Source organism: Acinetobacter sp. 1124_18A (assembly GCF_052824995.1).
In genome coordinates, this window is record NZ_VTDF01000001.1 from 617,951 (window position 1) to 638,267 (window position 20,317).

At 38.6% G+C, this 20,317-nt stretch carries 10 protein-coding genes and 1 pseudogene; 8 read left to right on the plus strand and 3 right to left on the minus strand.

Annotation, left to right across the window (positions count from 1 at the left end; all coding sequences use genetic code 11):
- Positions 1-10: 10 nt before the first annotated feature.
- The gene (locus FY048_RS03045) at positions 11-2,665 is read left to right on the plus strand and encodes an ATP-binding protein (protein ID WP_446090076.1); all 2,655 of its coding nucleotides are present in this window, start codon (positions 11-13) and stop codon (positions 2,663-2,665) included.
- An 11-nt stretch (positions 2,666-2,676) separates the two neighbouring features.
- Entirely contained in the window at positions 2,677-3,393 is a 717-nt protein-coding gene (locus FY048_RS03050; RefSeq protein ID WP_174739302.1) for a response regulator, read from the plus strand.
- A 72-nt stretch (positions 3,394-3,465) separates the two neighbouring features.
- Here the strand turns inward: FY048_RS03050 and FY048_RS03055 are convergent, their stop codons facing one another.
- Positions 3,466-4,890 carry a glutamine synthetase family protein gene (locus FY048_RS03055; protein ID WP_446090077.1) on the minus strand — a complete coding sequence of 475 codons (1,425 nt, stop codon included), beginning with the start codon at positions 4,888-4,890 and terminating at the stop codon, positions 3,466-3,468.
- 407 nt (positions 4,891-5,297) lie between these two features.
- On the opposite strand from FY048_RS03055, the gene FY048_RS03060 reads away from it, so the two are divergent.
- Positions 5,298-5,846, plus strand: coding sequence for a DUF2799 domain-containing protein (locus FY048_RS03060; protein WP_446090078.1), 549 nt, complete (start codon positions 5,298-5,300; stop codon positions 5,844-5,846).
- Between the two features lie 45 nt (positions 5,847-5,891).
- Here the strand turns inward: FY048_RS03060 and coq7 are convergent, their stop codons facing one another.
- Together coq7 and FY048_RS03070 are read right to left on the minus strand one after the other, a co-directional pair.
- On the minus strand, positions 5,892-6,527 hold the full coding sequence (gene coq7 / locus FY048_RS03065) for a 2-polyprenyl-3-methyl-6-methoxy-1,4-benzoquinone monooxygenase (RefSeq protein ID WP_004791519.1): 636 nt from the start codon (positions 6,525-6,527) through the stop codon (positions 5,892-5,894).
- Positions 6,528-6,530: 3 nt separating this feature from the next.
- Positions 6,531-7,853, minus strand: coding sequence for an MFS transporter (locus FY048_RS03070; RefSeq protein ID WP_446090079.1), 1,323 nt, complete (start codon positions 7,851-7,853; stop codon positions 6,531-6,533).
- Between the two features lie 391 nt (positions 7,854-8,244).
- On the opposite strand from FY048_RS03070, the pseudogene FY048_RS03075 reads away from it, so the two are divergent.
- The 5 genes and pseudogenes from FY048_RS03075 to FY048_RS03095 form a co-directional block, all read left to right on the plus strand.
- Positions 8,245-10,752: pseudogene (locus FY048_RS03075) on the plus strand (autotransporter assembly complex protein TamA); the annotation flags it as partial.
- Between the two features lie 26 nt (positions 10,753-10,778).
- Positions 10,779-15,284, plus strand: coding sequence for a translocation/assembly module TamB domain-containing protein (locus FY048_RS03080; RefSeq protein ID WP_446090080.1), 4,506 nt, complete (start codon positions 10,779-10,781; stop codon positions 15,282-15,284).
- Between the two features lie 319 nt (positions 15,285-15,603).
- Positions 15,604-16,839: a lactonase family protein gene (locus FY048_RS03085; protein ID WP_446090081.1), complete on the plus strand. Its 1,236-nt coding sequence runs from the start codon at positions 15,604-15,606 to the stop codon at positions 16,837-16,839.
- 137 nt (positions 16,840-16,976) lie between these two features.
- Entirely contained in the window at positions 16,977-17,339 is a 363-nt protein-coding gene (locus FY048_RS03090) for a hypothetical protein (protein ID WP_252612612.1), read from the plus strand.
- A gap of 251 nt (positions 17,340-17,590) precedes the next feature.
- Positions 17,591-20,230, plus strand: coding sequence for a bifunctional aconitate hydratase 2/2-methylisocitrate dehydratase (locus tag FY048_RS03095; RefSeq protein WP_446090082.1), 2,640 nt, complete (start codon positions 17,591-17,593; stop codon positions 20,228-20,230).
- The last annotated feature ends 87 nt before the right edge of the window (positions 20,231-20,317 follow it).

The following is a 20,317-nucleotide window of genomic DNA, read 5'->3' on the forward strand; positions in this document are numbered from 1 at the left end:
ATGATATCAAGTGCAAAGCAATCGCGAAAATCAGGCTGAGGCCTTATTAAATCATGTCAACAGATATCAAGCCGGTCGACTAACGGTCTTTTTAGGAGCGGCGCCGGGTGTTGGAAAAACCTATGCCATGCTCGCCCGCGCCAAAGAGTTATTTCAACAGGGAACAGATGTTGTTGTTGGTATTGTTGAAACTCATGGACGAATAGAGACTCTAAAAATTTTGGAAGGCTTACCTGAAATTGCTAGAAAGGAAATGCAATATCAAGGGCATACTTTAGAAGAAATGGATCTAGATGCTATTTTGCTAAGGCATCCAGAAATTGTGTTGGTTGATGAGTTGGCTCATCGTAACGTTCCAAACAGTCGTCATGAACGACGATGGCAAGATGTCAATGAGTTGCTCGATGCTGGGATTGATGTATTTACGACTATAAATATTCAGCATTTAGAAAGCCTAAATGATGTGGTCTACCAGATTACTGGCATTAGAGTAAATGAAACTGTGCCAGATCGGGTGTTTGATCGTATTCGAGACATTCGTTTAATTGATTTACCTGTCAGTGAACTGATTGAAAGGCTCCACCAAGGAAAAGTCTATGTGCCAGAGCAAGCAAATTTGGCATTACAAGGCTTTTTTAGCATTTCAAATTTAACAGCATTACGTGAACTCGCAATGCAATGCGTTGCTGAGCATGTCGATTCAGATTTAAAAGAGAGTTATGCCTCTAAAGGTTTAAAATCTATATCGTTGCAAAATGAATTAATGATCGCGATAGACGGACAAGGTTCTTCTGAGTATTTAGTACGAGCAGGTTGTCGATTAGCAGAGCGTAATGGGGCAACATGGACTGTAGTGAATGTTGCTAAAAGTTTGGACTTTGGACAGAGTTCAGCAAATTCATATAAAAAAGAATATATCGAGATTGATCTGGCATTTGAGCTGGCTCGACAACTCGGTGGTCGGACAGAGGTTTTATATGGGCATCGAGTTGCATCTGTTCTAATGGATGCCGCAGTGGATCGAGGTATTTCCAATCTGGTCATTGGTACAAGTATTTCGCCGTGGTGGCTAAAGTTATTTAAGAAAAATTTAGCTCAGCAATTATTAAATCAAGAAAACTCGATTGCTTTAACCATTTTGCATCCAGAACAGGGTACAAAAAAAACAACTCAAATTGAAAAGCCATCATTTTTATCATTAAAAGAAAGTATTTTTGTTCTAGCTGTTACATGTGCCAGTATTTTTATCGCTCACTTTGCCGAAGTTCTCTTAGGTATTGAAGACTTTTCCGTCATTTTCATTATTTCAGTTTTAATTGTAGCAACCAGAACTCGAATGCTCGCTGCGGTAGTAGCCGCTCTTATTTGTTTCTTGGCCTATAATTTTTTCTTTATTGCTCCACGTTTTACCTTACAAATTTCAGCACATCAAGGTGTGGTTACTGTTGTGGCTTTTTTTGCGGCAGCTTTAATCGCTGGGCGTTTGGCCTCTCAATTACGTCAGCAGGTTTTATCCTTAAAAGCAGCAAATGCCTACACTACGGTAATGCAAGACTTAGCGCGTAAACTTTCTAGTGCAGTAAACCTTGAGGAAGTTATGCAAACAGGTCGTATGACTTTAGAAACCCAACTTCAAACGAAGGTGTGGATTTCTATTCAAGATAGAGTCATTTCATCTGACATAGAGCTAAATGATAAAGAAAAAGTGGCGGCAGATTGGTGCTTAAAACATCAACAACCATGTGGACGTTTTACCGATACACTCAGCCAGTCAAACTGGTGGTTTTTACCTCTTTTAGAGCAAAAAAATAGCCTAGGTATAGTGGGAATTTATTTTAAGGATGATGTGGTTTCTCTAAATTTTGAGCAAAAGAAACTGACGGAAAGTGTAATTGAGTATATTGCACAAGCAGCTCTTCGCACCCAATTGGTCAATGAACTTGAACAAGCAAAAGTCACCAGTGAAACAGAGCGATTACGTTCGGCGTTATTATCTTCGGTATCGCACGATTTACGCTCACCACTTGCTTCTATTATTGGTGCAGCAGACACACTTGCCCATTTTAAAGCTGGTATGTCAGAGCAAGACCAGCAAGATTTACTCGAAACCATTCATTTAGAAGGCGAGCGCTTAGATCGTTATATTCAAAATCTACTTGATATGACACGTTTGGGGCATGAAGGCCTATCTTTAAAAAGAGACTGGATTGGTGTGGACGAATTAATCGGTTCTGCAACCCGCCGTTTAAAGCGCTATAAACCAGATACTCAAGTGTCGGTTGAATTACCTGAACAAACGATTAGTTTATATGTACATCCAGCACTGGTAGAGCAAGCCATTTTTAATGTTTTAGAAAATGCAGCAAACTTTTCACCTCCAGATGAACCTGTCATGATTCGTGCTCATCTTTCATCAGAAGATGAAGTAAAAATAGAAATTGAAGATAGAGGAGCGGGAATTCCTGAAGATGAAAGAAACCGCATTTTTGATATGTTTTACACCATGGAGCGCGGAGACCGTGGAAAATTTGGTACAGGTTTAGGGCTTACGATCGTAAAAGCAATTATTGGTGCGCATATGGGTACAATAGAAGCATTTTCAGGACGCCAAAATAAAGGTACTTTAATTCAAATCAGATTACCCATTCATCCAGTAAAAGAATAAGTTGTAAAGTCATGATAAGTTCAGAAACATCGCCTGTAGAAACACGTATTGTGATTATTGATGATGAGCCGCAAATCCGTAAATTTTTAGACATCGCCTTAAGAACACAAAAATACAAAACCACGCTCTGTGAGACAGGTTACAAAGGTCTAGAAACTTTGGCGACACAAGGTGCGGATTTGGTTATTCTTGACCTAGGCTTACCCGATTTAGATGGGAAAGAAGTACTCCAAGAATTACGTAGCTGGTCGAATGTGCCTGTTATTGTGTTATCTGTACGTGCCGATGAATACGAAAAAGTTGCTCTGCTAGATGCTGGAGCAAATGATTACATGACCAAGCCTTTTAGTGTGCAAGAGCTTTTGGCGCGCATACGTGTCATTCTAAGAAACCAACCGATTCAGCAAGAAGCACATGTGTACGACGATGGTTATCTCAAAGTTGATGTTACGCAACGTTTGGTGTGGGTTGAGCAACAGCCAATTACTTTAACTCGAAAAGAATTTCAGCTTCTGACGTTATTAATGCGCTATCAAGGACAGCTTTTAACACAGCCACAACTTTTAAAAGAACTTTGGGGGCCAACCCATCAGGAAGATACTCACTATTTACGTATTTTGGTGGGGAAGTTACGTAGTAAGTTGGGGGATAACGCGATTCAACCACGCTATATTGCTACTGAACCTGGTGTTGGATTACGTTTTTTAGCTCAACAGAAAAATCATTAGATATAAAAAAACCTTAGGGTATTTCTCCCTAAGGGTTTGCAAAGTGGTTTATAGTTTTTTTGCTTTTTTTATTTATATATCCCAATGTTGTTCTGCTTCAGTCATCTGACTATAAATATTTTGATATTCAGCCTGTTTAACTGTGTACCAATGCTCGACAAAGTCAGCTCCTAAATATCCTTTTAAAATAAGACTTCCTTTAAATATTTTTAAGGCTTCCTGTTGATTGTTGGCTAATAAAATATGCTCATCTTGAAACTTTAAAAGATGTGCAGGTTTTGGCAGTGGTAACTTATGAGATAAACCATAAGACACGCCAGCTAAAATAGTCGCTGTAACCAGATAGGGGTTACAGTCAGCTCCAGCAACACGATATTCTAAACGTTGATTTTTTACATCTGAGCATGGAATTCGGATTGCGACATTACGGTTATTGGTATCCCAATTTGCTTCTAATGGCACATGATGACCAATTTTAAAACGTCTATAAGAATTAATATTAGGAGCTAAAATCGCCATGGAGGCAGGCATTAACTCAATAAGTCCGCTAATCGCATTTAATAATTTGACGGAAAGTTCATCTTTTTCTACTTCTGAGCTAAATACATTTTCATGGTATTGATTGAGTAGACTCATATGAAAATGCATGCCGCTACCGGCTTTTGCCAAGTTTGGTTTCGCCATGAAACAAGCAGTTAAGTCATGCTTTCTTGCGACTTGTTTTACAATTCTTTTTAAAGCATTAATTTGATCGCAGAGCTTTAAAATATCATGGCTATGTTGGAGGTTTAATTCATATTGTCCAGGAGATGATTCTGCAACAATAGCGGTAATTTCAATAGACTGTAGTAGAGCAGCTTTTTCAACTTCATCTAGGACTTGCTGATAGTTATTCGGTACATCTATGTCGAAACATTGGTTTTCTATGCAGGTTTCAGACTGATGCTGAGGTGAGAAAAGATAAAACTCTAGTTCGGCAGCCATGACAGGAAAATAATTGGTAGCCTGTAACTGATTTAGTAATTTTTTTAATATATTGCGTGGTTCGTAATGACAATCTGAACCATCTTCTTCTTGCATTGATAGGTAAAGCTGAGCATTCAATTCTGGGGATAATGCACAGGGTTGCAAGCTGCCTAAAATGGGCAGGCAAAATCTGTCTGGTTCACCAATATATTTTCCTAAACCTGTCTCTTCAATCACTTTTCCATCAAGGCTCATGGCGTAAACAGAAAGTGGAAAATAGCATCCATTAGAAAGATTCTTTAAACTTTTAACATCAATCCGTTTGCCACGAATATGTCCGTTTAAGTCGTGCAGACAAATATCAATGTGTTGGGTATGAGGATATAAAGTTAAATATTCACCCACCTCTTTTAAAAAAAGCTCGGAATTGAAAGTTTGAGTTTGTGTTGAAGGAATAAAATCATCTGATATTTTAAATGCCTTAAAGTGAGGATTTTGTAAGTTTAAACTTGGGTAAATATGCGTACTCATTATAAAAAACCTTGGTGGTTATTTAGCTAAAATCTTACAGTAGCGTGTGAATTTAATCGCGTAAAAAAAGAGTAAAATGATTAAAGAATAAGTTACAAGTAATTTTAATTTTTTGTTTTAAAAATCAAAATCTTGTTTTTATTTTTTAAGATAATTGTTTTAAGTAAAATTAGTGTATAAAGGCAGTTTAAGTGTGAGCAAATTTCTGCGAACTTAATTTTTTTAATTAAACAATATTAAGAATTATGACCTTTCAATTTGGTGAGATAGTCAAACTGATTTAAACTTAAGACTTATCCAGTGAATCACTTATTTTTGAAGTCTTGAATAGAGCAGGACCTTTTAGGGTATTTACTGGAATTTTATTTTTGCGTTTTTTTTAAATTTATTTTTTGAGTTCTCTTAATATGAAAAATATCAGTTTAGCCATTCTAGCAATCAGCCTTTCTGGTTGTGCTGCAATGAGCGTAGAAGAATGTAAGACTGCGAATTGGTCATTAGTGGGTGAGAAAGATGGTTCAAAAGGTTCGTCGCCACGTTTAGATCAATATTACAAAGCATGTGGAAAAGCTAATATTGTTCCAGATCAAAAGTTATATGAACGTGGGTATAAAGAAGGGCTAGGGTATTATTGCCAGCCAACAAATATTTTTTATAGCGCTTTAGAGGGTAGTGGCAATATCAATGTGTGCCCAGTTGAGCAGCGTAATCGTTTAAGACCTTATTATCAGGCAGCTTCCGACTACTATAATGCAAAAAATGAATATGATCGTTATGACGAAAAGTTTAAGCAATATTCTGACAGTGCTTATAACGAAAAATTAAAGCCAGAAGAGCGTGAACGTTATCGTAAGCTTTTAAGAGAATTACAAAATGATCGTGACCGTATTAATCGAAACTATTGGAACTCAATTCGAGATATTGAACGTTTCAAATATGATCATGGCTTAAAATAATATTTGAAAAAGGATTGATCCGAATGAGATCAATCCTTTGTTTTTTTAAAGATAGTAGCTGGTTTTGGTCATTAGCTTTGAAATAGCAGTCATCGTAATTTTTACAGCATATGGTAATTCAACACCACCTGCTTCAAGCGCTGTATGGCGATGATGTAATTCATCTTCATTCATTTGCTCTAAAATTTTACGAGAACGATCATCTTGAGCGGGTAACTGATTTAGATGGTCTTGTAAATGAAGGCTGACCTGACGTTCGGTTTCTGCAACAAAACCTAAGCTATATTTATCACCAGCAATACCCGCAAGTGCGCCCATGCCATACGAAAGTCCATACCAAATTGGGTTTAATAAACTGGTATGACTATTTAGCTCTTTTAAACGAACTTCGCACCAAGCTAAATGATCTTGTTCTTCAATTGCTGCTTGTTGCATTTCTTTGCGTACATTTGGCAATTTCGCCGTTAATGCTTGTCCATGATAAAGGGCTTGTGCGCATACTTCACCACTATGGTTAACACGCATTAAACCTGCGACATGGCGAGCATCTTCTACTCCTAGTTTTGCTTCAACTGATTCGGCTGGATTTTGGCGCTGTGCTGCGGTTGCACCTGGAACAAGACTACGTAATGCTTGATCAAAAGAGTTAATAAGCTGATCAATTCCAGTATAGTGGCGCATAAATTAGTCCTCCAAAGAAAGATGTGCTGTGGCAAGCATTGGTTTTAGACGTGCTAGAAGCCAAATACTAAAGATTGCACTAAGTACAGCTGTAATAATAAATAGTATTTTAATATCAATTTTCAAAACACTTAAGATTAAGATTGAAAAAATTGCAGATGAAACCATGAAAACGGCATTTAAAATGTTATTTGCTGCTACAACACGAGCACGATGTGAACGTGGTGAATAAGCCTGCATCATGGCATATAAAGGAACAATATAAAAACCGCCGCTAATCCCAAGTAAAGTCACAGCAATCATGACGTGATAGTAAACCCAACCTTGGGTAAAAATATCTTTTAAGGTAAGTAATGCACCAGTTCTTTCGGGTACAAAAGCTAAACTCGCGGCAAGGTAAAGCGCAAAAACGGTAAGGCCAATCGCACCAATTGGTACCATTTTAATATTAATTTCTGAGCCACCAATTTTACGGCAAAGAAGAGACCCGACACCAATACCGACTGAGAAAAAAGTAAGCAAAAGGCTAACCACATTTTCTGATGCATGGAGGTTTTGCTGAGTAAGCTGTGGAATTTGCGTTAAATAAGTAGCACCATAAAACCAGTACCATGAGTTACCTAACAAAATGGTGAACACTAAAGGTAAGCTTTTGGCATATTTAATGGTTTGAAAACTTGTACGAATGAAATTCCAGTCAATCTTTAAATCGGGAGCAGCAACTTTCTGTGGCAAAATGAAGCGACTGCATACATAGCCAATGCAAGCAATAATTACAACAGTAAGACTAATCCACAACAAGTTCCCATGTGATGATGCAATTACAGCACCACCTAAAATCATCCCGAATAAAATTGCCATTGACGTGCCCGACTGAAACAGAGCATTACCCGACATTAATTCTTGCGGTTTTAAAATTTCAGGCAAAATTGCGTACTTGATGGGACCAAAGAATGTTGAATGTGTCCCCATCAAAAATAAGGCAAAAAGAAGCAACCATAAGTGCCCCAACAGGAAACCAGCAGTACCGATGAGCATAATAATAATTTCTAAAATTTTTATGCCACGGACGAGTTGTGAGCGCTCATATTTATCTGCAATTTGTCCGGCAGTTGCCGAAAAAAAGAAATAGGGCAAAATAAACAAGAGAGCTGCTAAATTATTGAGGGTACTTACTGGGGCAGATTGCTGCTGAATCAAACCATAAGTAATCACTAATAATAAAGCTTGCTTAAAAACGTTATCATTTAATGCGCCAAAAAACTGGGTAAAAAACATCGGTACGAACCGACGTGATGTCATCAGGTGCTCATCTTGTTTCATCATGTGCAAACTTCATTGTGTTTTATAAAAAAATGTGACCGAGTGTTAATTTGCATCTAAAACCATGTATGATATTTTTAACGCTTGATTAAATGAAAAATCAATGGTTTTGAGTGAGTTTTACACTCACCTTGGTGCGTTTTATTAAAAAATAAGTCTAGAGTTTTCTATGCCTTCTAAAATTAAGTTTAAACAGTCAACTCTCTCTCATTCTATGCATTTAATTTTAAAAATGCAGGGGATTCCTAAACTTATTTGTAGCAGCTTGTTGTTTACAGTTTGTGTAACGCCAAGTTTTGCTCAAACTTCTGTTGAAAGTAACTCTTCAACTTTAAATCAGACGGTATCTGATGCGTCAACTGAACAATTAGTTCCAGTGAGTCAGCAAACTACTGCTCCAATAACAGATATTGCTACCCTTGTGACTCAAGCGCAGCAACAACAAGATAGCTTGGCTATATTGCAACAACAAGAACAATTTCCAAATCAAATTGACGAATTTAAGCCAATTACGCTTGATAATCTTGATGATTTACCCGACATGCCTGTTGATCAAAGCATGGCAAATGAAATTTATAAAGTCGCTGAAGAAGCTAAAAGTGAAGCGCAAAACTTCCAAAATGGCACTCAGAAGCTACCTGAAGTTACAGTCAGTGATGCAACTCAGTCTGAACTCAATCAGATTAATCAAGCACCTGTGAATATTGACCAGCTTATGCAAGAGATCAAATCTGATAGCCAGATTGTAGTCGAAGCTAATGAAACTGGGAAAACCTTACCTGAATTAACGCCAGAGGCCGAAGCTCCGCCTGAGCAGGCAGGTTTCTTTAAACGTATTTTAAATAAAGTGCGCCCACCACGTGTAATTCCGATGGAGCAAGTACCGCGTATTAGTGCAGATGTGGAAGGTGCTTCAGATGTGCTGGCTAAAAATATTAAAGGTAAGTTATCAACATTTACCCAAGAATCATTCGAAGATTTTAATGCAGCGTTACCTCAACTCAGAACGCTAAGTAATCAGGCTGCTCAAGCAGTTGGTTATTATAATGCTGAGTTTAAATTTGAAAAATTAAGTTCGAGCCGAGTTCGCGTTAAGGTTACCCCAAATGAACCAGTACGGATTAATGAACAAAATATCGAATTTACTGGTGCTGGTGAAAAACAACCCCAGTTTCAGGTTATTCGCTTAGTTCCTGATCAGGATGTAGGTGATATCTTTAACCATGGTTTATATGAAACCACGAAAACTCGAATAGTCAACGCAGCCACTGATAACGGTTATTTTGATGCTTATTGGCGACTGCACGATGTGAAAGTGAGTCAGCCAGAAAATAAGGCTGATATCAATTTACGCTATGAAACAGGTGAGCGTTATAAATTAGATAAGGTTGAGTTTCGCATGAGTGATCCATCGAAACCCTTGCCTTTGAACCAAAATATTTTAGAAAGTATGGCCCCTTGGAAAGAGGGTGATGACTATGCATTTTGGCGAGTAAATACTTTAGCAAATAACCTAACCAACTCGCGTTATTTTAATTATACCTTGGTTGATAGCATCAAACCTGATCCAATTGAAAAACCACTTGAGCTACCGCCAGATTTGCAAGCTTTAGTCGATGAGCAAAATATTGATGTTGATGAGTCTAATTTACTTTCACCTGAACAACGCCAACTTGCTCAAGCACGTCAATTAGCCACATCTAATAAAGAAGTTACTCAAAACGTAGTAGACGAAAAACAGTTTGCAGGAACACAAAAGACAAAAGAGGCAGAACCTCAAACAGCAATGTTGCAAAGTGCATCAGTTCAGCAGGCTGAACAAGAAACTGAACAAGATCGTTTACAGGCTCAAGCACGTGAAACGAAAAGAATTCCAGTCATTGTGACTTTAAATGCAGATAAGCTAAATAGTTTAGAAACGGGTTTAGGTTACGGGACAGATACAGGTGTACGTTTACGTAGTCAGTATCGCCGTTCTATTGTTAACAAATATGGTCATTCTTTTGATGCCAACGTGGAACTATCGCAAATTCGTCAATCTATTGATGGCCGATATAGTATTCCCTACAAACACCCGTTAAATGACTATTTTAACATTGTGGGCGGATATGAGCGTGAAACTCGTGATGATATTGGTCCAGATGTAAGTTTGCTTACTGAATCTGCTGTTGTTGGTGGTGAGCGAATAATTAAACGCCCGTTAGGAAACTGGCAACATACTTTTGGTGTCCGCTATCGTTTAGACCGTTTGACCCAACAGGGTAATGTTGATATTTCTGAGTTGCCAGATGCTTTTAAAACTGCGGCATCACAGCAAGAAGCATTATTATTTAGTTATGAAACATCTAAAACCTCGAGTAATACACGGTTAAACCCAACGAAAGCTTTTAAACAAACCTATAAACTAGAATTAGGTAGTGAGAGTTTACTGTCCGATGCCAATATGGCCATTGCAAGTGCAGGTTGGAGATTTATTTATTCTCTTGGTGAAAATGATGATCATCAATTCGTTGGAAGATCTGACCTGAGCTACATTTTTACCGATGATTTTGACAAAGTTCCGTACAATCTTCGATTCTTTACTGGTGGTGACCAGACAATTCGTGGTTTTGACTATAAGAGTCTTTCTCCAGAAGTAGATGGATATAAAATTGGGGGACAAGCTTTGGCTGTAGGTTCTTTAGAATATAACTATCAGTTTAAGGATGGTTGGCGAGCCGCTGTTTTCTCAGATTTTGGTAATGCCTATGATAAAGACTTTAATAATCCAGCAGCTTATAGCGTTGGGGTTGGAATTCGCTGGAAGTCTCCAATCGGACCAATCCGTTTAGATGTCGCATCGGGTATTTCAGATGAAAACCATCCGATTCGTTTACATTTCTTTATAGGCCCACAACTTTAAAAATAAAATTTTATTAGGTTTATTTTATGGCGGATGTAGAACAGCAGCCAACTTCGGCACCTCGCTCACCTAAGAAGCGGCGCATTTTGCGTAGTTTCCTGCTGACGATATTGATCATATTTTTATTATTAGCGTCTTCGTTAGTCATCATGATGTCAACAGATCGGGGAAGTCGTTTTTTATTAGATCGGGTTTTAGAAGCTCAGAAAATAATTAAATATGAATACGAAGGCGGAAATTTACTGCGCGGAATTATTCTTAAGAATGTTTTGGTGCAATTAACAGACGTTGAAGTTTCATTAGACAGAGCTGACGTAGGTTTAGGATGGCGCTCTTTATTATTAGAAAAAGAAGTGCATTTGAGCCATGCGGATGTGCGTAATTTACGTATTATTAATAAAACCCCGCCGTCTGGTAAAGCATTCGAATTTAAGCCTATTAAGTTGCCATTTGTTCTACGTGTTGATGAAGCTGATGTTGATCATTTAGAAATTAAGCTAGCGACCTCAGATGTAAATTTTCATGACGTCCATTTGCAAGATGCACTTTGGTCAGAGACTAAACTAGAATTTGAAAAATCCAGTATGGATATGGGCTATCTTTCAGTCCACAATGCCACAGGAAAAATGGATTTTAGTGGTAAATATCCATTAGATGCTACAGCAGATTTAAGAATCCCATCTTTAAAAAGTTTAAATATTCAAAATATTAAAGTCGTAGCACGCGGAAGTTTAGATACTTTAAAAGCCGGCGTTGCCACAACAACTCCCGATTTGTTAACGGGTTGGGTGGTGTTGCATCCTGTTCGTGATGAAGTTCCAATGCAAGGTGAGTTACTACTAAAAAATTATCACTTACCTTTATTGGTTGAACAAAAATTATTTGCAAAAAATGGTGTGGTCAAGTTTCAAGGCGATATTAAACAACTTAATTTGGCAGTTGATACAGATTTAAAAGGTGAGAATTTACCTGAAGGTCAATACAACGCTTTAATGAATACTGACTTGGTTCATCAGTTGAATATCACTGATTTTAATGGCCAAGTCATGAAAGGCGCTGTTAACCTGAAAGGTTTAGTCAGTTGGAAAGATCATGTTACTTGGGATATTAAAGGCCGTTTAGACCATATTAATCTGAAAGACAAAGCCATTCCTCAGGTTGTACAAGACTTTTTACCGCCAAGTTTAGATGCTGCTGTTGCTTCAACTGGTTCTTTGGAAAAAGGTACTGAAGTTTTTGCTAATGTTGATTTCGACCGTTACGAGGCTTGGAAGCTTAAGTTTAATCAGGCTCCTGAAAAAAATAATAAACCTCAACCAATGCTCATGAATGTAGCTTGGACGAAAATAGACCGTGCGATGCCTTATATTGGGTGGTTAAGCAGTGACAATGGTCAGGTTGATTTAACGTTGCGTGATGGTCAGCAAGATATTAAAGTTGCTACAAAAGTATATCAGCATGAAAAAACTTTATTACCGGCAGGACAATATCTAGCTAATTTGAATGTTAAAGATAATGTTTTAAATGTTCCCAATTTTAGTTTTGCTGCTGAAAAAGGTAGCTTAACTGGTCAGGCTAAAGTATTTCTTCCGACTGAAAAACGTCAGTTGGTTTGGAATGCCTTGTTAAATGCAAAAGATTTTAATCCACAAAGTATTCATGCGGCAGCTCCTGTTAATCTTTTAAATGGTTCGATTAAAGCGAATGGTTTTGCTAAACCGAACCAGCAAATCATTCAATTTGAGAAAATTGATTTAACTGGTCGACTGGCTCAAGCGGGACAAGAAACTGTAAGTTTGGGTGGGAAAAGTACCGCAGCATTATTATTCCATGATGTAAAAGCTGGTGGTGGCTTTAAAGGTTTTGCTGTTAATTATGATGGATCTTTAAAAGCCTTAAAACAGGCAAATGGTTTATTGAAATTTTCTATAGCGGGTACACCAGATTTTATTCGAATTAACCAGTTACAGCATGACGGTGTCGCTGGGAAAATCTATGCAACAGGTTCTGTAAATCTCAAAGATCGCATTGCATGGGATATTAATAGTTCGTTGGTACGTTTTAAACCTCAATATTTTACCTCAGCGGTAAAAGGTGAAATTTCAGGTAATCTGAAAACCCAAGGGGTTTGGTCAGACCATTTGAAACGAATTAATATTCAGCAATTGAACCTTGCTGGCTTTATAAATAATAAACCTGTTCGAGGTAAGGGTAATCTATCTTTATTGATGGACTCTAATCAAAAGGGCTTTTTACCTCAGCAGTTTGAAGCAAATAATTTATTTTTAGTCTATGGGCAGAATCAGTTACAAGCGACAGGTAATGCTCAAAATCTAAAAATCAAGCTCAATGCACCAGCACTTTACGAGTTATACCCAGGATTACGCGGTCGAGCTTACGGTAATCTGAATGTACAATCACAGCCACGTTTAAAAGCAACTGCAAATATCGCCGTAGATGATTTTGCTTTTAATACTTTAGTGAGCGTGAAGAGATTGAGTATTCAGGGTGAACTTCCAACATCGGAAACAACACCAACTCAATTAACGGCAAAATTAGATAATTTGCGTAGTGGAAATAGACAAATTCAGTCCGCTGAAGTGAATTTGACAGGAACAAGAAAAGCGCATTTATTGAAAATACTCGGCAATAATAGTGTTTCCAAGTTCTATGTTCAGTTAGCAGGAGGGTTTAACCAGAACAATGATTGGTTAGGTCAAATCCAAAAAGGAAGTTTTGATTCAAGACGTATTCGTCTTGCACAAAATCAAAATGCTCCAGTGATTTATTCTTCTGCAAGATCTGAGCTATATGTAGGTCAACATTGTTGGCAAAGTGCGAATAGCCAGCTCTGTTTTGATCAGCCAGTACGAGTAAGTAAGGCTCGCGGTAATATTTCTTTTGTAACTCAAAACATGGATTTAAGTGACTTCGCGGCATTTATGCCAGAAGGCTTGGCGATGACGGGGCAACTAAATGGTTATGCCAAGGCAGCGTGGGTAAATGGCGGACATCCAAAACTTGATGCACGTTTAATTACGCGTAAAGGTGAAATTGGTTTAGCTGCTGAAGATCCACAAGACCCTCCAACCACTCTGGCTTATGATGAGCTGGGTGTTATTGCAAAAAGTGTATCTGAGGGCTTATTGTTCCGTGTTGATGTGAAAACACCAGATATTGGTACTGGTTATGCGAACGTCATTATCAATCCATTCCAGCCATCAATGCCAATGCATGGGGAAGTCGCTTTTAATGATGTTCAATTAAAAGTCTTAAAACCATTTATTCAAGATGTGCGTAAATTGAGTGGGACCTTAGCCTTGGCTGGTAAAGTCAACGGTACATTAACTCAGCCACAATTTACTGGTGAAATGCGTTTGAAAAATGGCGCAATCAGTATGATTTCGCTACCTGTTAATTTAACGAATGTTCAGGTTTACTCATCAATTCGTCAGGACATGGCAACAATTGATGGGGCGTTTAACAGTGGTCAAGGCGTAGGGCTTTTAAAAGGTAGTTTTGAATGGAAAGATTCGCCACGTCTTCAATTAAACCTCAAAGGTGATAATTTACTTGTGCGTCAGGCTCCATTAATTACTGCAATTGCCAATCCAAACCTTACACTTGATATGTATCCTTTCGATAAGCGTTTAAGCTTAAAAGGATCGGTAGATGTTCCTCGTGCACGTATTTCAATGCCAGAAACAACTGCTCCAGTCATTAACACCTCATCAGATGTCCGCATAGTTCGACAAGGCCAAGATCCGCTTGCAATTTTACGAGCTGCTAAACCTTGGGATATTCGAGCTGATATTGCTGTTAACATTGGCAACCAAGTGATATTCCAAGGCTTTAACAGTAATATTCCATTAGTTGGTCGTTTAAATTTAAGTCAACGTGGCTACGAGACTGCAATGCGAGCTAACGGAGCAATTGGTGTCAGTCAAAAAGTGAAAATCGAAGCCTATGGACAAAGTCTAGATTTGAATCGAGCAATTGCGCGTTTTAATGGTCCATTGGCTAATCCAACTTTAGATATCGATGCAAACAAAAATGTTCAGGGCAGTATGGTTGGGGTACGTGTTACAGGTACTGCAACATCGCCAAACATTCAGGTTTACAATGATGCCGGACTATCTGAGCAAGAAGCATTGAACGCGCTCGTTACGGGTCGTATTAATGAAGGTTCAAGTGGTTTAAGTAATGCAGAAGGATTTAAATCCGATGTAAATAACACCATTGCTGCCGCAGGGATTAGTATGGGCTTGGGTGGTACACGTGCTTTAACGAATCAGATTGGGCGTACTTTTGGTTTGAGTGGCTTAGCTCTAGATGCACAAGGTACGGGTGAAGATACGCAGGTGAGCTTAACGGGTTATATTACACCTGATCTATTTATTCGTTATGGTGTTGGCGTATTCACTCCAGTGAACAAGCTGACTTTACGTTATCAAATGAATCGACGTTTATATCTAGAAGCAAGTCAGTCTTTAGAAAGAGCAATCGATTTATTCTACAATTGGCGTTTCTAGTAGATGGAAATTAAACATTAGAAAGTATCTTTGTACCTATAATGATTTGATTAGTCTCAAGTAATAACGAAATAAAAGCTCACTTCTTAGTGGGCTTTTATTTTAAGCACTTCTATAGAATTTAAAAAAGTTGAATATTTATTATATAAAACATCGATTCTCTTAAGGGGAACCAAAGCTTGAACAGGCTTTTAATTAAAGAAAACTCACTTGAAAATTACTATTTTATAAATTAGTTTTCAGAATGATTAAATGAAACTAAATTGATAATACCTTGTTGATAAGTGCAAATAAGGTGGTTTTTTCCAAGGATATACCAGTGAAAATAGATACTTCTGTTGAAATTAAATATGACAAGGAAAACGATACAAATACTAAATATCGTGGGCTAATTCAAAAATTCACAGCAACATTGTCGATGACGCTTTTGTCATTTGGATGGGGCTCTACCGTAAATGCTGCACAACAACAAATTGCTTTAGTAGGAACATGGACATCGATCCCTAATGCACCACTTGCGCAAAAACCAAAACAAGCCAGTGAAGGTTTGTACCAGTTTAAAGTAAATAGTGATGGAACCTTAACTCCTGTTAAGGTCTTGAAAATGAAAAGTCCTTCTTGGATTGTAAAATCGAAAGATGGCCGCTTTGCCTATACCACTAATGAAGAAAATGAAGGGGCGGTGACTGCATTATCAATTCAAAATGGAAAGGTGGACGTGTTGAACACAGTGGATAGTCATGGTGGACATCCAACACACGCATCAATCAGTTTAGATGGCAAATTCCTATTTGTTTCGAACTATTCGGCATTTGATAAAGGTCGTGGTGGTGTGGCTGTTTTCCCAATTTTGCCAAATGGCCATTTAGGTGAAAAAGTACAAAATATTGTTTTTAGTGAGGGTTCTGGTCACGTCAAAGGTCGTCAGGACAGTGGTCATGCGCATTCGACCACATTTAGTCCAGATGGTAAGTATCTATATGCGAGCGATCTTGGAAATGACAAAGTCTATACTTTTCGTTATAACCCAAATAAACCTCAACCACTTGAAGCGGACAGCAGCCGAGATGTGACTTTTAGACATGGTTCTGGCCCGCGTCATATGGTCTTTTCCCCAAATGGCAAATATGCGTACGTTACCGCAGAAATGCGAAGTGAAATTGTGACATTTAATGTGCAAGATGGTCATTTGAAAAAAATGGCTGAGCTAAAACTAATTCACGAAGACAAAACACCTGAATTTAAAAGCGCGAGTGGAATTATCCTCAGTCCAAATGGCAAATATGTGATTGCTGCCAATCGTGGTGCAGACAACAAACTTTTGGTATTTAAAATTCAACAGAATGGATTGCTAGGTAAGCCAGTAGTTTATAAAGCCAATGGAATTGAACCACGTGCTTTCTCATTCGACGCATCGGGTAAATATCTCTATGTAACCAATGTTTATAGTAATAACATTAGCTTGTTCCGCTTCGATGCCAACAAAGGCACCTTAAAACCCGCTGGCAATGCAGCCAAAATATCAACACCGACTGATATCAAATTTTTTAATTAACCCAAATGAGGAAACTAGCATTTCTAATGCTTGATATAAAAAGACTGAGAGGGAAACTATCTCGGTTTTTTTATAGCTGTTTTTGCAAAAAAGATGATTTTCCGTATGATATGAGCAGCAATAATTAGTGTAGTGAAATGATGAAAAAGATTTTATTGATTGCAGTGAGTTTGTTCTTTGTTGGTTGTTCAGAAAAGAAACCATTAACACCAGAAGAGCAGTGGCATGGCTTTTGTACTAGTGTAGGAAATGCGGCTAGAAGCATTGTTTTTGATCGTCAGCAAGCAATCGAAAAAGCTCAGGCCGTTGAGCATGCTAATAAAATTGAAGATGACATTACCAAAAAGTTCATTCTTAATATTATTGAAAAAGTTTATGCAATTCCAAAAGAAGAACTAACTAAAGATTCTCAAGCACTCCAAGAAAAAGTTAGAAAGCAAGCGATGGACGAATGTTTGGCAACACCTCATGACAAAATGCCAAAATATAAATCGTTCTAATTAAGTACGGTTATTGAATTTCCACTCATCTGGGCTATTTTTGCTTAAAAATAGCCCAGATTTGGCCAATTTGCTCATTATTTATACAGTGGTATTTAGATACAAAATAATGGGCATCACGGAGAAACACCCCGTTTTCATTAACTTTTACCTTGAACTCTAGTAAACTTTTATAGTCCATATTACTTGTGAAGCTTTTTAAGAAAGCTGGAATTTGCAAGTAATTTTTCAAAAAAAGAGGAATGAACACCGTGCTAGAAGCTTACCGCCAACACGTTGAAGAACGTGCCGCACTCGGAGTCCCACCGAAGCCACTTGATGATGCTCAAACAGCTCAGCTTGTTGAACTATTAAAAAATCCACCAGCAGGCGAAGAAGCGTTCTTGGTAGATTTGCTTGAAAACCGTGTTCCTGCAGGTGTTGACCAAGCAGCTTACGTAAAGGCAGCGTTCTTGGCAGCAATTGCAAAAGGCGAAGCAACTTCACCACTCGTTTCTAAAGAGCGTGCAGTTTACTTACTTGGCACGATGCTTGGTGGTTATAACGTAGCACCACTTGTTGAGCTTCTTGATAATGCTGAACTTGCAAGCCTAGCTGCTGAAGCGTTAAAGAAAACCCTTCTTGTATTTGATGCATTCCATGACGTAGCAGATAAAGCAAAAGCGGGTAATGCCAACGCTAAAGCTGTTTTACAATCTTGGGCAGATGCAGAATGGTTCACAAGCCGTCCTGATGTTCCAGAAGAAATCAAAATCACTGTGTTCAAAGTAACTGGTGAAACAAATACTGATGACTTGTCTCCTGCGCAAGATGCTTGGAGCCGTCCAGATATCCCATTACACGCAAATGCAATGTTGAAAAACGAGCGTGATGGTATCAATCCTGAAAAACCAGGTGAAGTTGGTCCATTAAACCAAATCAAAGAACTCATCGCGAAAGGCAACCAAGTTGCTTATGTCGGTGATGTTGTTGGTACAGGTTCTTCTCGTAAATCTGCAACTAACTCTGTACTTTGGTTCTTCGGTGACGAACTTCCACACATTCCAAACAAAAAAGATGGTGGTGTGTGTTTAGGTACTAAGATCGCGCCAATTTTCTTCAATACAATGGAAGATGCGGGTGCTTTACCTGTAGAAATCGATGTTGCCAACATGAACATGGGCGATGAAGTTGTATTGAAAATTGACCATGCTGCTGCAAAAGTTACTGCTTTTAAAGATGGCGTACAAATTTCAGAAGCTGAGCTTAAAACGCCTGTACTTTTAGACGAAGTACGTGCTGGTGGTCGTATTAACTTGATCATCGGTCGTGGTTTGACAACTAAAGCACGTGAAGAATTAGGTCTTGCACCTTCTACATTGTTCCGTACACCTGTACAGCCTGCTGACACTGGTAAAGGCTTCACGCAAGCTCAGAAAATGGTTGGTCGTGCATGTGGTTTAGCTGAAGGTCAAGGTATCCGTCCGGGTACTTACTGTGAACCTAAAATGACTACAGTTGGTTCTCAAGATACAACTGGTCCAATGACTCGTGACGAGTTAAAAGACTTAGCTTGCTTGGGCTTCTCTGCTGACTTGGTAATGCAGTCTTTCTGTCACACTGCTGCGTATCCAAAACCAGTTGACGTAACAACTCACCATACATTACCTGACTTCATTATGAACCGTGGTGGTGTATCTTTACGTCCAGGTGACGGTATTATCCACTCTTGGTTAAACCGTATGTTACTTCCAGATACAGTAGGTACTGGTGGTGACTCACATACTCGTTTCCCAATCGGTATTTCATTCCCAGCGGGTTCTGGTCTTGTTGCGTTCGCGGCTGCAACTGGTGTTATGCCACTTGATATGCCAGAGTCTGTACTTGTTAAGTTCAAAGGTAAAATGCAACCTGGTATCACTTTACGTGACCTTGTACATGCAATTCCTTACTATGCAATTCAAGCGGGTGACTTAACTGTAGAGAAGAAAGGTAAGAAAAACATCTTCTCTGGTCGTATCCTTGAGATCGATTTATCAGAAATGGAAAATGACTTGACTGTTGAGCAAGCATTTGAACTTTCTGATGCATCTGCTGAACGTTCTGCTGCTGGCTGTTCAATCACACTTTCTGAAGAGAAAGTTGCTGAATACTTACGTTCTAACATCACCATGTTGAAGTGGATGATCGCAGAAGGTTATGGCGATGCTCGTACTATGGCGCGCCGTGCTGAAAACATGCAGAAGTGGTTAGACAACCCAAGCCTGTTAAAAGCTGATGCTGATGCTGAATACTTAAAAGTTTACGAAATCGATCTTGCTGACATCAAAGAACCAATTCTTTGCTGCCCGAACGATCCAGACGACGCGAAACTTCTTTCTGACGTTCAAGGCGACAAAATTGATGAAGTATTCATCGGTTCTTGTATGACTAACATTGGTCACTTCCGTGCAGCTGGTCAGTTACTTGACAAAGTACCTGGTGGTTCATTGTCTACTCGTTTATGGTTGGCTCCACCAACTCGTATGGACGAGCACCAATTAATGGAAGAAGGCTTATACAACATCTATGGCCGTGCTGGTGCACGTACAGAGATGCCAGGTTGTTCACTTTGTATGGGTAACCAAGCACGTGTAGCACCGAACACAACATGTGTATCGACTTCTACTCGTAACTTCCCGAACCGTTTAGGTCAAGGTGCAAACGTTTACTTAGCATCTGCTGAGCTTGCATCTGTAGCTGCGGTTCTAGGTAAATTACCAAGCCCAGAAGAATATCAACAGTACGCGTCGCAAATTGACAGCGCTTCTGCTGACATCTACAAATACTTAAACTTCGACAAGATGAGCGAATATACTAAAGAAGCTGATCAAGTTGATACTAAGAAAATCCAAACTGCTCAATTGACTTAATGAGCTAGGATGAAGAAAAGCCGAAAGGCTTTTCCCTAGCGCAAGAGCAAATCAATGATTTGTTTGAGCAAAAAGCTAAAAATAAGG

Excerpts from the sequence above, each read along its gene's own strand:
- FY048_RS03060 (WP_446090078.1), top strand. The coding sequence starts at position 5,298 with ATGAAAAATATCAGTTTAGCCATTCTAGCAATCAGCCTTTCTGGTTGT.
- FY048_RS03080 (WP_446090080.1), top strand. The coding sequence starts at position 10,779 with ATGGCGGATGTAGAACAGCAGCCAACTTCGGCACCTCGCTCACCTAAG.
- coq7 (WP_004791519.1), bottom strand. The coding sequence starts at position 6,527 with ATGCGCCACTATACTGGAATTGATCAGCTTATTAACTCTTTTGATCAA.
- FY048_RS03050 (WP_174739302.1), top strand. The coding sequence starts at position 2,677 with ATGATAAGTTCAGAAACATCGCCTGTAGAAACACGTATTGTGATTATT.
- FY048_RS03055 (WP_446090077.1), bottom strand. The coding sequence starts at position 4,890 with ATGAGTACGCATATTTACCCAAGTTTAAACTTACAAAATCCTCACTTT.
- FY048_RS03090 (WP_252612612.1), top strand. The coding sequence starts at position 16,977 with ATGATGAAAAAGATTTTATTGATTGCAGTGAGTTTGTTCTTTGTTGGT.
- FY048_RS03070 (WP_446090079.1), bottom strand. The coding sequence starts at position 7,853 with ATGATGAAACAAGATGAGCACCTGATGACATCACGTCGGTTCGTACCG.